This is a genomic window from Ideonella azotifigens (assembly GCF_021043325.1).
GTDB lineage: Bacteria > Pseudomonadota > Gammaproteobacteria > Burkholderiales > Burkholderiaceae_C > Ideonella > Ideonella azotifigens.
This window is the reverse complement of sequence record NZ_JAJNKD010000017.1, coordinates 1-12342: the sequence shown is the minus strand read 5'-3', so window position 1 is coordinate 12342 and position 12342 is coordinate 1. Positions and strand designations below refer to the sequence as shown.

The following is a 12342-nucleotide window of genomic DNA, read 5'->3' as shown; positions in this document are numbered from 1 at the left end:
CCGTATCATACGATTTTCCGTTCGTTCTAGCCACGTGTTTTCCATGCGGTGCGCAGGGAGTGCTGAACATGCGACTGGCTGACGAGGCGAGGGGACGCGGGTCGACGACCCGTGTAGATGCCGCCAGCATTCCTGCGTGTGCTGCCCGCCGGTGATGGAGATGTTCGCGCGGGTCTGCATTCGCACGATTGCGCGCGCCACCCTGACACACAATGCCGGGATTGCAGATCCGATTTCCGAATGGGAGCAATAAGTAGTGGGGACGATAAGACGGTTGGTGCTCAAGAATTTCAAGCGCTTCAAGACGCTGGAGCTGGAGTTCGACCCTGAGCTGAACATCCTGGTGGGTGGCAATGAGGCTGGTAAGAGTTCAGTGCTGCAGGCGATGGATATCGTGCTCAGTGCCAGTCGCAGCAAGGTCGAAAGCATCGGGCTCGAAGCCCTGTTCAACGCCGACTGCATTGCCGAGTTCCTGGCCGGCGGCCGCAAGGTCGCAGACCTGCCCGAGCTGCTGATCGAGGTCTATTTCGATGGCTTGCCGGGGCGTCATGACCTGGACGGCCGCAACAACAGCAAGGGCGCCGACCACCTGGGCATCAAGATGGTGTGCCGGCCCGCCGACGAGTACACGCGGGAGATCCAGGCGATCCTGGCCGAGAAGCACGATAACTTCCCGTTCGAGTACTACGGCATTCACTTCCAGACGTTTACCGACGAGGCGGTCTTTCCCCACAGGAGGCCACTGCGGCACCTGCTGATCGACAGCTCGCAGATCAATAACGAGTACGCCACGCGCGAGTACACGCGCGCCATGTACGCCGCGCATGCGAACGTCGCGCAGCGCAACCAGCACGGCTTCGAGTACCGCAAGGCCAAGGCGAACTTCAGGGACGACGCTTTCAAGGCGATGAACGACGCGCTGAAGGACTACAAGTTTGATGTCCGTACCAGTCCCAAGGCAAGTGTCGAGACCGACATCATCCTCACCGAGGACGACATCCCGGTCGACAGCAAAGGCAAGGGCCGCCAGTGTTTCATCAAGACGGAGTTCGCGCTGCGCAATCAGGAACATTCGCTGGACGTGCTGCTGCTAGAGGAGCCAGAGAACCACCTCAGCCACGTCCACATGCGCAAGCTGATCGAGCGCATCAGGGCCTCGGTGAAGAAGCAGCTCTTCGTCGCCACCCACAGCAGCTTCATCGCCACGCGGCTGAACCTGAAGAAGGTGCTGATCCTGAGCGAGGAGAAACCGTCGCAGCCGGCAAGCCTCAAGAATCTTAGCCAAGGCACGGCCGAGTTCTTCATGAAGGCGCCGGACAACAACGTGCTGGAACTGGCGCTGTGCAAGAAAGCCATCCTGTTGGAGGGCGATGCCGAGTTCATCCTGATGGAAGCGCTCTACAAGCTCAGTGCGCCGGGGTACAACCACGACGCCGATGGCGTCCATGTGATCTCGGTCGACGGCACCAGCTTCAAGCGCTATCTGGAGCTGGCGAAGCTGCTAGGCACCAAGGTTGCGGCGATCCGTGACAACGACGGCGACTACGCCGCCAACTGCGTGGCGAACTACGCCGACCATATCTCGGCCTCCATCCAGGTCTTCGCCGACGCGGACAATGCCAGGCATACCTTCGAGGTCTGCATGTGCCGTGACAACCAGGCGGTGTGCGACGAGCTGTTCGCGCCGGGACGCAAGAAGTTGAGTGTCGAGGACTACATGCTGAAGAATAAAACCGACGCAGCATTCCAGCTGCTGGAGAAGAAGGGGGCTTTTCTGGCCGTTCCGGACTACATCCAGCAGGCCGTGGCGTGGATAAGGGCGTAGTTTTCGCGGTCGCCGGCTCGGGCAAGACCACCCACCTGATCGCCTCGCTGGACGAAGCGCGGCGCTTTCTGCTGGTCACCTACACCGATGCCAATCACGACAACCTGCGGGCCAAGGTCATCGAGCGCTTCGGCTACGTGCCGCCCAACATCGCGATTTACACCTACTTCAGCTTCCTGCATAGCTTCTGCTACCGGCCGTTCCTGCGATCTAGGAAGGGCACGCGAGGCATCACCTTCAGCACGCCCGAGCGGTTTCCAAACTACCCCCTGACCGATGACCGGCGCTACATGACGGCGGGCCGCTGGCTCTATGCCAACCGGCTCGCCAAGTTCATCGAGCAGTGCGGCCTGCACGGCGCCGTGGTGGCGCGGATGGAGAAGTACTTCGATGTGTTTCTCGTGGACGAGGTCCAGGATTTCGGAGGGCACGACTTCAACTTCCTGATGGCCATCAGCGCAGCGCGCCTGGACATGACCTTTGTCGGTGATTTCCACCAGCACACGTTCGACACGAGTCGCGACGGCAACGTCAACGCAAGCCTTCACGCCGACTACGGCGCCTACAAGAAGAAGTTCGAGCGTGCTCGGCTGAAAGTCGACACCGAAAGTCTCAAGCGGAGCCGCCGTTGCAGCAAGAGCGTCTGCGACTTCATCACGCAGAAGATCGGCATCGAGATCGAGTCGCATGACGAGCGGGCCAGCGAGGTGCGGTTCGAGGACAATCCAGCCGCAGTGGCCGCTCTCATCGAAGATCCAGCGACGGTCAAGCTGTTCTACAAGGAGCATTACAAGTACCGCTGCTTCTCGCAGAACTGGGGCGCATCGAAGGGCATGGACAGCTACGGCGATGTGTGCGTGGTCCTGAGTCCCGGGAACGTGAAGGCGTGGCAAGCAGGCAGCTTCTGCACAATCAACCCAGAGACGCGCAACAAGCTGTACGTTGCCTGTTCCCGGGCGAGGGGCAAGCTCACCTTCGTCCCCGAGTCTTTGCTGAAGGCCTACAGGCGCACCTGAGGCCGCTGCCGCCACCGGACGTCGCTGAGGCGGGAGCCGTCGTCTCCAGCGCCGTACCCGCCCCCGCGACAGAAAGCCCGTCCGGCCTGCGAGACCGAGTCGGACCGCCCCCAGGTGGGCGCTGACGGCGCGGACCCGGTTATGCCCGACCGGATGCGCGGCCGATAGGCGCGCCTCGCGTTCGGATTCGCCCCAACGTCGGACGCCTGAATGGCGCCGCTACAGAGAGTTTCGTGGTCCGAACCTGATAGTGATGTCTGGCGATTAATCGGCTTGACGTGTCCCTGCCTCCGTAAGCTCACCTGTCACACTGATTCCTAGAGTCTGCGGCGGCGGTGTCAAGTGAGGCTGCAAGCCAAAAGCGTGGCGTCGCTAGGCAGGACTCCAACGAAGCCATGTTCTTCGCCTGTCGGCGCTTTGCAGCGATTGCGACCTTCGGCGGCACCGCTCTGGCCGACCGCTCCCGCTGCACTGCGGGTGTCGCAGCGGACCGGCATTGACTGTCGTGGTGATCTCGCCGGGCGCTACCAATCGTAGTGGTCCAGAACGGGCAGGTACTCGATGCGCTGTTCAAGCAACCGATGCTGTCGTTCGGTCAGCTCGATGCGCGGAGGACGTTCGCAGACCGGTTTGTCCATCGATAGGCGGATGACGTCGAGCGCGCGTCCAGTGAGGGACGCGAGCTGAATGCGTCCGGCGAGCTTGCTCGCATTGCGCAACGTGACCGGTTGGCCTTGCTTGCGCAGCTTCGTTGCCAGCCTGATCGCGGCGAACGTCGCATCGTCGTCTGCCCATTCCGCCCGGTGAAACTGAAAGGCGCGGTATTCCTCTACGAGTTGGGTGTACAGGTCCTCTTGCTCCTGCAGCACCGAAGCGGTGATGTTGAGCTGCCATGCAAGCTGCGCTGGCGACGTGTTTCGCTTCCGGATGGCGTGCCGCATGGCCCTGCGGATGGCGCTCGCTGCTGGCCGCCGCTCTGCGGGCAGTGCCTCGGCCCGCGGATCCATTTCGTGGTCAGCCAAGAGTCCCAGCAGCGACACACCCTCCGCCTGCGCCATTGCGAGCAGCGCGTCCAGGCCAAGAAGCCCGAACCGGGAGTCTTGCCAGTCGAGCGTCGACTTCGTGTCGATGCCCGCGTGCCTTGCCAAGCCGGCAACTCCTCCATGCCGCTTGATCAACTCGTGCACAACGCGGCGCGGTGTCCCTCTGGCCATGACATACGCCCACCGCGGCAGGTAGGCGACCACGATTGCCATTTGCTCGGCCCGCCAGAGCGCCCCTGCGTTGGGCCTTGTGGACTCTCGGCTCATGCACGACAGGCCGATCGCGCCACAGTCCTGGCACAGACCGCTGTGCTGAACGCGCTCAGCAGTTTTGAGCCGTTGGTCAGCTGGCGCGCCGCAGGCCGGCTTGACCAGGGCGACTTTGTGAACAGGGCAGCACGTGACGCAAGACAGGCGCCAAAGCAGGCGACCATGCGGCATCCGCCCTTCGCGTCGATCTTGATCGAAGCACGCCAGGCATACGCGCTGCTCGTTGGTCACCACGTGGGAAATCTCCGCCGAAAAGCTCAAGGAACGGAAGGTGTACGCGTCCAGCCCCTCGATGCCCGTGGCCCAGGTCAGCGCGTTGGCCCACCGCAGGGCGATCGTGGTGGATCCCAGCAGGTCCCGGCCTTCGTCGTCATTCCAATTCAGCCCCCACTTCATCTGGCGAGGTGTGCCGCCTTTCAGAAGCCTCAGCCAGTTTCGCTCCGGCGTGAGGAGTTCGTGGCTGCGTGGGTCGCCGCACAGCACGCGGTGCACCAGGTGGCGAGGTGACCAACGGTGCTCAAAGGCGATGTTGAGCAGGTGGCTGTGGAGGGACTCGGCGTCCGCTGTGCCCTGTTCGTGCGGTGCCAGGCCATGCAGCAGCGTAATGTGACGCCGCTGCTCCGGCGAAACAATGAAGGCGCCATCTCGGAAATCAGACATGGGGCACCGCCACAAGCTTCTGCAGCCACGAGATGCCGTCGGCATCGCGCGCCACGCCGTCGCCGTAGCAAGCGCCGACCAGCTTGACCTCGCCGGCACGGGTCTCCTTCTCGATGACCTCCAACGCCTTGCCGCTCTTCAGGGCCTTCTCGAAGAAGCCGGGTTGGAATTTTTCCTGGGCGTCCGCCATCTGCAGCGCGCAGAAGGTCAGCAGGGTCGACTTCAGCAGGCCGACAGATCCCAGCGTGGCGCGCATCAGCTCGTGGCCGATGGCCATGAAGTCTGGCACCTGCTCGCAGGGCCAGTGGGCTTGCAGCTTGCGAAGGGCCTCGAAGTAGCCCGCCTCGTCCTTGGTAGGGCGCTTTCCGGGCTTGATGGACGTTTTGTAGCGCTGGTAGTGAACGATCTCGCCGCGCCTGGCGACCTGGCCGTACTGTGTGACCAGTTCGGCCAGTTGGTAGGGGCCTAGCAACAACAGCTTGGTGTCGTGCGCGTCGGCCAGGCTCTTGAGCGTGTCCATGACCGAGGCGTAGTCCTGGAAGCGCAGCAGGTGCATGGCCTCGTCCAGGACCAGTACCTTGACCTCCCGGCGCTTGAGCATCAACTCCACCAACTCTCGCAGCTGAGCCAGCCCGGGCCCGCGGCTGCGCGGGCTGTAGAGCTTGCCGTTCTCGACGGTGTAGCCGCGCTTGATGTCGATCTCGACTTCGCCGCCCTCGGTCAGCATCTTCCGGTACAGAGTCTTCCACGACAGGGATTGCTCACCATTGGAGGCGACGTTGACATACACAAAGGGCCGGTGGTGAGACTCGACCTTGCTCTGGATGCGGTTCATCAGCAGCTGCAGCACGCAGTTGGCCAGCGTAGTCTTGCCGATGCCCGTCATCCCGATTACCGAGATGATCTTCACCTCGTTGTCTGGCTGCAGCAGCTCCATCATGTCGGCCGTCACCCTTTCGAGCTCGGGGTGGATGACCTGCAGCAGGTAGAACCAGCGCTGGCGCACTTGCGCCGGCAAGCCCAGCACCGCGGCACGGTCCAGCGCAACCAGTTCCTCGTCCCGTTGGTACAGGGTCAAAGCGGCCTGCTTGACCGCCTGTGTTTTTGTGATCACGGTGGGTGCTCCTATCGGAAGTTCTGCAGGCCAGCGAAGAGATTGCTGCGGCCACTGGCCGCTTGGCCATCGCCGATGGCCTCCAACTCGTTGGCTGTTTCAGGGCTTGCTGCATCGCCACCGCTGGCGTCCTTGGCAGGCACAGGCATCGCCGTGATGACCGCTGTGGCGCCGCCATCGGCCTCCAGTGTTCTGGCATCGTCTGGCGTCGAAGGACGCATCGCCTCCGAGATTCCGAGGTTGTCGTAGAGCGTCTTCATCTCCAGTTGCTGCACATTCAGGCGAGCATCGAAGTGCTCGGGACGCCACCGATTTGCCCGGAAAGCTTGCCGGTCCTCCGTCAGCCTGTCCTGCTGGGCTCGCAGCTTGGACAGGCGCTGTTGCTCCCGGAGCATGATTTCCACTTCGCGCTGCGTGCGCTCCGTCAGCCAGCGACTGTTCACGCCAACGGCGGTGACCCAGCGCTGGTTCAGGTACACGTAGACCACACTGGCATTCCAAGGCTCGATGCGCACTTCGAGGCGATGGCCCTTGCCGAGCTTCTGCATGTCGGGATGCCGGTACCACGGGCCATTGACCCAGACGCCTCGCTGTGGGTCCACCTTGTGGTACGGCCGTTTTGCGTGAGGACTGGTCATCAAGAGGAAGTTTTCATCGAGCTGGACGGCCAGGAAGTCGCGCGCGCCCGTCTCCGCCAGTCGCTGGGCTTCATAGTCGTTGGGCGTGCGGCCGATGGCGGGATGAACCCGGTTGGCGCGGACGTCGAAGAGGTAGTTCTCGATCGCGTAGTAGGCGGCGACAAGCGTCCATTCGGCGCGCCGGAAGGGGTCCACGGCTTTGGTCACCAGCCGCGTGTCCTTGATCATCAGGCGGGTGTTGCCCGTCATTTCCGAAAGAACCTCGGTCTCGGTGGCGCCGAGCAGGCGCTCGATCATCGACCCTCGCTCGCGCGGTTGACCTGGCGTGCGGTAATGGATGTTGACGCCATAGAGGGCGCAGAATTTGATCAGTGTGTCGGAATGGAACTCTTTGCCGTTGTCCACGACGATGGACTTTGGCAGCCGGTTGTGGCGGCGGACGTAGTCGCGCAGCACCATCAGCACGGTTTGAGACGAGGGCGGGTCGTAGCTCAGGATGAGGGCCCGTGACTTGGCGGTGTGGCCGTCCACGCCGATGGTGAGGGTTGGCTTGCCAAGTTTCACGCCTTCTGGCGAGACCGTTGCCAGGTTGGCGATGGTGTGATCGATGAAGCAGACCTCGTGAGGCCGCACGCCGTTGACGGGGAATTCAAACTCGGGCTCCGGTCGAATGGGCCGCGCTTGGTAGGCGGCGCGGCGACCGCGCCGCTCGAGCGTCGAGCCCAGGTCATCTTCCATCCGGCAGAAGGTGGTGTAAGCCACTGGCCGAACGGGCTCGCCGAATTCCAGCGTGTTTGCGCAGAGCTCCTGGTATTTGGCATACGTGCCCATCACCGTTCGGCAGTCCGGGGTGTTGTAGAACTCGCGGTAGGCTTGTTCGATGAGTTCGCCGTTGGCCTCGCTGAAGCGGGGTGTGCGGTTGCCGCGCTGGTTTTGGCGATCGACCAACGCGAGGAGCGCGTCCAGATTTGACGTTGCGCTGGCGATGAGCTTCCGGTAGCGAGAGTGAGATCGCGCAGAAAACTCGGTGGTGTCGTTGGACCGCACCGACCTCAGCCTCGCCGCCGCTCGTTCCAGGGATTCCTTCGAGTGCGAGGCAATCTTGTCGGCTTCGACCTTGGGCCGAAGGCCGTCGGCTTTGAGCAGACCCTGAGCCTGCGCCTTCAGCAGGGTTGACACGTCGAAGCGTTGCGGCGCGGCGCCATCTCGGCAGGCCAGGACGAAGGTTTCGCCAGGGATCAGGACGGTGAACTTGTGCCCGCCGAACTCGAACGTGGAGTCGGCCTTGAGCCAGATCGTGCCGGGCAGTTCAAGCGCCGGCCCGCGCCTGGCCTCCATCAGCAACTGATGCACGGTACGACGGGTCGCGTCGGCGTGGATCACCAGCTCGGCACTGTTCGCAAGCCGATCGGCGCCCCAGTCGATGTGCACCTCGTGAGCGAGGATGGCCCGATAGATGTCATCGGCCTTGAAGCCGCGGCCCAACAGTTCGTGCAGCGCGACGCTGCCTTGCGCTGCGACGGCGTCTTTGAGTGCGGCGCACACCAACGGGTCGAGTGCCGGCGCGTGGACACGGGCGTAGTCTTCAAGGAATCGGGTGTTCTCCACCAACCTCGCCGGCAGGGATGAGTTGGCGATCAGCTTGTAGCCGAAGCCCAATTTGCTGAAGCGCGATTCAGCGGGAAGGAAGCGCCATTCACCAACCTCGGAACGGGCAAACTGGCTGCTGTCGTTGGCCAGCGCGTCGAGCAGGCGCCCTTCGTCGCGCGTCTCCATGACGAAGATGCCGTTCTTGCGCACCACCAGAAAATCGGGCGTGTAGCGGGTTGTGGTTCGGCGCTTCCCATCCTCTCCGAGGATGTCGAGCTGAACGGTCGGAGGCTGGGTGAAAAAAGCGATGACGTCTGGGTCGTTGTCGAGCAGGACCGCCAGCGCGAATTCACCCCGCCGGCTTTCCAGCAGCAGACAGAGGCCCGTCTTGCGGCTCACGAAGCGAGTGATCGCGTTGCCCAGCCGTCCTTGCGCCTGGCGAGCCGGTCCCTGGCTGATGCATTCCTCGACGTATTCGCGGCCCGGGGCCGTAATGCGCTGATCGAACATCACCTTGTCGACCTGGACCTTCAGCTCCGGCCGGAGCGGCGGGGAGAGGGATCGAACGGGGCTCATCGCCAACTCCCCATTTGCAGGTTCGCTGCGCGGCTTGCGCCTGTGGTTGGCGCGAACTTGGAGCATGGCCACGGTGGGGGCTGGCAAATGGGCGCCGCATGGACTTGGGCACAACCCCCAGCGTCGATTGGCCAACCGGCCTGCTTGTCGCGCAACAAAATTCGCGCCCAATGGTGAGCGGCGGGGCCAACTGCGGTGCTCGCCTGTGCCGCCAGCACATCTTTGTATGCGACCGGCACAACTGCAGAATATCGACGCTGTTGTTGGCCTCGGTAGAAAATGGCTTGAGGGTTTGGACGCACGATCACAATGCCGGAAAGTAGAAGGGGCAAGCCGCTAGTGGCCTGCCAATCGACATCGTCAATCGTGTGAAAACATTGAATTTGATGCAGACGTTTGAGTTGAATTATTTCACGGGAAGTCAGCGTGGCATTGCCTGAGGCGCCAGACGACGCTCGTGGGCGGGCGACCACTGGCCGCGCAGAGGATGAACTCGCGGAAGAAGCCAAGCGCATCCTCAGAGCCGAGATGGTCCGGCGTGGGTACAGCTTCCAGCGCCTGGTGCAGGCCATGGAGGCGCAGGCCGACGGCTCGCCGGTGGAGTCGGTCCGGGTGTTGACCAACAAAGTGAACCGAGGCCGGTTCTCGTTTGCGTTCTTCTTGCGCGCGATTGCCGCGATGGGTGTGGAGATGAAATTGGACGCGTCAACCGCTTTTCGCGAGCGCGATCGGTAACTGCTCATGAAGGGGCCTCCTCAGCCTGGCGAAGCCCTCGTGTCAGCACGTGGGTTCTGGCAGGGCGAGTGATGAGATGTCATGGCCACGCGGACTGCGAGCGTGGAGTGGCAGGGCCTGGGCCAGTTGTTCGGCAACGACGACGCTGCTTCGCACTGAGGGGCCCAGGCGCTGCTGAGAAAGAGTGAGAGTCGCTGGATTGGCTAGAGTGACTCTAGCGACCCAGTCGAATCATTGGCAAGCGCAATTTGTGCACATGTGCATCTTGTTGCTCTAGCGCATCAGGGGCAGAATTGGAGTACTCTAGCCATCTCGGATGGTCCGCTTGTACCCAATGCACTTTCGCGCCGACTTAAGAAAACTGGCATCTGAGGAACGCATCTCCGCCAACGCGTCCTGGTTTTCCATCGGGCTTTGGTTGATTTTTGCCTCGCTGGACGAAACATGGCGCGCGTCAGCGCCCAGTTTCACTGCATGGCTGGCGGCACAAGGGCGCCGGCTTGGCTTGGGGGATGCGAGCCTCTGGCGTTACATGACCGCGGTGCGTAGCTTGGACGCCATCCACTTTGACTTGGTCAGGGCAGGCTACCCTTGTCCTGACATCGTCCAGCTGCAGGACAGGGTCAGCCCCGAATCGATCGAATTGGCCTGCAAGATCCGCCGCTTTGGCTCTGCCGAGGAGGTTCTGGGCGTCTTCCGCAAATTGGTTCGCGGTGAAATCTCCCGCTTGGAATTGCGAAAGATCTGGGCGGATTGCCGTGAAAGTCGGTCCGCATCGGGGGCTCGACCCGCGCACGCGTCATTGACGCCTGAAGTCACGCCCGTGCAGCCTGGGGTCGAAGAGGTTGCGCCCAAACACGTGCTTGGTCCCGGCGCCTTCGCTAGCGTGCTGCCAATTCTCCTTGGAGACTCGCGCTGGCCTCGCCTGTGTTGCGAGTTCGACGGTGCTTCCATTACCGTTGAGACCCGCAATGAACGTGTCGAGCTCGCGGACCGCGTCGTCGTTGTTCAGGAGGCATTGGACAGCCCGCTGCAGCTACACGGGTTTTTGGAGCTCGGTGGCGGCCCCTCCGACCATGCCGTCGGGCGCTTGGCGCGAGCCTGCGAGTACTTTGACTTTGTGTGGCTGTTCCGGCCCGAGGCAAGTGGCAGGGAGGCAGAGGCCGAGGCAGCTTCCCGGGTGAGCGTTGGCATGCTCGAAATAGGCGCAGCCCCCCAGAGCTTCAGAGTCATCAGGACAGCAAGCCTCCTTGACGCGCGCCCAGCGCGAAAGTTGGCCTCGATGCAAGCTGTCTTGGCGTCGATCTTGTCGACTGACGCGGTGCGCGAAGCTATCAATACGCGGTTGGTTTGAGTTCATCCCGGCGCCGCCATGTGCTGAGGTGAGTACTCACGGCAACCTGCCGTGGGTTGAGGGCCGCTGCGTGCCCGGCCATCAGTACCGGTGCAGCGTTGAACCAGCGCTTCAATGTCGCAAACCCGCAACCCGATGAGAACGTCCTCAAACTTAAGGAAACTCGCCAAGTGACCCTGCTGTAAAGTGCTTGCAGGCTGAGGTATTCAGCAATCAAACAAAAAAGAGTCTTCGCAGGGAGGAGACTGAGCGATCCACTAGATCGAAGCGATGCTTCGATGACCAAGCATGCGAGCTTCATTTGCGTGGTTGGTCTGTGAGCCGCTTGGTGCAAGCTGCCATGGCTCTGGGAAGAGCCATGAATGAGATTTCCAGAAGTTTGGTCACCTTGTGAATCTACTGAAACGCAAGAGTTCGGCCGCCTTTTCCCCGCCGTACCACCCAGCGAGAGAACCAGGAGCCGGCCGTTCCGCGCGCGAGGCTGGCTGAGCAAGCTCGCCCGGGCCCCGACAGGCAGCGGCAACGGGTTGATGATTCAGTACGACCACTACGCTACTGGCTTGCTCAAGCAAGCCACGCAGCCTGAGGGCGTGAGGGTGCTTAATACCTACGACGACGCACACCGACCCGCCGATGTGGGCCGCTCGGATGGCAACAGCGAGCCCTACGACTTCGACAACGCCGGCAGCCGGCGCACAGAGATCTACTTCAGGTGCACTGAACCGGTACGCGCACCTCGGTGCGTCTCAGGCCTGCAATGAACTGCCCCAACAATCACTCGCGGAGGAACTTGATGACCCCCATGACTCTGGGCTGGCAAGGTAGTCCTTGCGGTATACCCTATTTGATGGTGCGAGCAGTAATTTTTATAGCGTTTTGGGCTGTGGGTATTGCACATGCGATTGCTCCCACTGATTGCCGGTCCGCGAATGGCCCCCGTGCTTGTCTCTATGCCCAGTCGAGTGAGGTTACTGGATTTGTCAGCAAATCAGGCTACAACGTTTACATGTTTTCTGCATACGATGGATTTACCGCTGGCTGGGGCATGACATGGCCATGGTTTCAGGGCGGGGACACGCCAGAGGTTACTATACAAGCATACATTGATGCGGATGCATTGGCCAATCCGGCGGCCTGTAGCGCTCTCATGGTGGATACTCCGGGTACTTTAGCCGGAGGTTGGGGGGGGAATCAAGCGGACACAAGTCAGATGTACTCCTATGATATTCAGCATTTTGGGTTGAAAAGGACGTGTACGAATTCGTTTCCGGTTGATGTGGTTAGATATTGGGTCTGCCCCTGGGCTTCTGGAATGGAAATGAGTTCTGGAATTGGTCAACGGGTTTGCGCATGTCCTGCTGGAAAGATTCTTTGGCAAGGGGTGTGCATTTCAGAACGGGACGTCTGGCACGACAAGCCCGCCTCGTGCCCTGGCAAGAAGGCGAGCCTGTTCGGAGTGGGAGACCCGATCTACCCGTTGATCGGTTCAAGCAGCTACGACGTCGACCTTGACGCGGGCCT

At 61.8% G+C, this 12342-nt stretch carries 8 protein-coding genes; 5 read left to right on the top strand and 3 right to left on the bottom strand.

From position 1 onward, the window contains the following. The first annotated feature begins 277 nt into the window (after nucleotides 1-277). Both LRH25_RS25975 and LRH25_RS25970 read left to right on the top strand, forming a co-directional pair. Nucleotides 278-1825: an ATP-dependent nuclease gene (locus LRH25_RS25975; RefSeq protein ID WP_231012818.1), complete on the top strand. Its 1548-nt coding sequence runs from the start codon at nucleotides 278-280 to the stop codon at nucleotides 1823-1825. Beyond that, nucleotides 1810-2841: a DEAD/DEAH box helicase family protein gene (locus LRH25_RS25970; protein WP_141285199.1), complete on the top strand. Its 1032-nt coding sequence runs from the start codon at nucleotides 1810-1812 to the stop codon at nucleotides 2839-2841. The genes LRH25_RS25975 and LRH25_RS25970 overlap by 16 nt, the downstream gene beginning before the upstream one ends. A 524-nt stretch (nucleotides 2842-3365) precedes the next feature. Here LRH25_RS25970 and LRH25_RS25965 read toward each other — a convergent pair. From LRH25_RS25965 to LRH25_RS25955, 3 genes are read right to left on the bottom strand one after another with little or no spacing between them, the layout of a single operon-like run. Then, nucleotides 3366-4814: a TniQ family protein gene (locus LRH25_RS25965; RefSeq protein WP_170200734.1), complete on the bottom strand. Its 1449-nt coding sequence runs from the start codon at nucleotides 4812-4814 to the stop codon at nucleotides 3366-3368. Then, nucleotides 4807-5928 carry an ATP-binding protein gene (locus LRH25_RS25960; protein WP_141285203.1) on the bottom strand — a complete coding sequence of 374 codons (1122 nt, stop codon included), beginning with the start codon at nucleotides 5926-5928 and terminating at the stop codon, nucleotides 4807-4809. The genes LRH25_RS25965 and LRH25_RS25960 overlap by 8 nt, the downstream gene beginning before the upstream one ends. An 11-nt stretch (nucleotides 5929-5939) precedes the next feature. After that, a complete protein-coding gene (locus LRH25_RS25955) occupies nucleotides 5940-8798 on the bottom strand; it encodes a TnsB C-terminal domain-containing protein (protein WP_231012849.1) in 2859 nt (952 codons plus the stop codon). A gap of 360 nt (nucleotides 8799-9158) precedes the next feature. Here LRH25_RS25955 and LRH25_RS25950 point away from each other — a divergent pair, with 360 nt between their 5' ends. The 3 genes from LRH25_RS25950 to LRH25_RS25940 form a co-directional block, all read left to right on the top strand. Further along, nucleotides 9159-9467 (top strand): DUF6471 domain-containing protein, encoded by a 309-nt coding sequence (locus LRH25_RS25950; RefSeq protein ID WP_141285207.1) that lies wholly within the window; start codon nucleotides 9159-9161, stop codon nucleotides 9465-9467. 334 nt (nucleotides 9468-9801) lie between these two features. Beyond that, nucleotides 9802-10821, top strand: a complete 1020-nt coding sequence (locus LRH25_RS25945; RefSeq protein WP_141285209.1) for a hypothetical protein — start codon at nucleotides 9802-9804, stop codon at nucleotides 10819-10821. Nucleotides 10822-11614: 793 nt separating this feature from the next. Further along, nucleotides 11615-12342 (top strand): hypothetical protein (locus tag LRH25_RS25940; protein WP_231012817.1); only part of this gene is annotated, 728 nt, incomplete at its 3' end.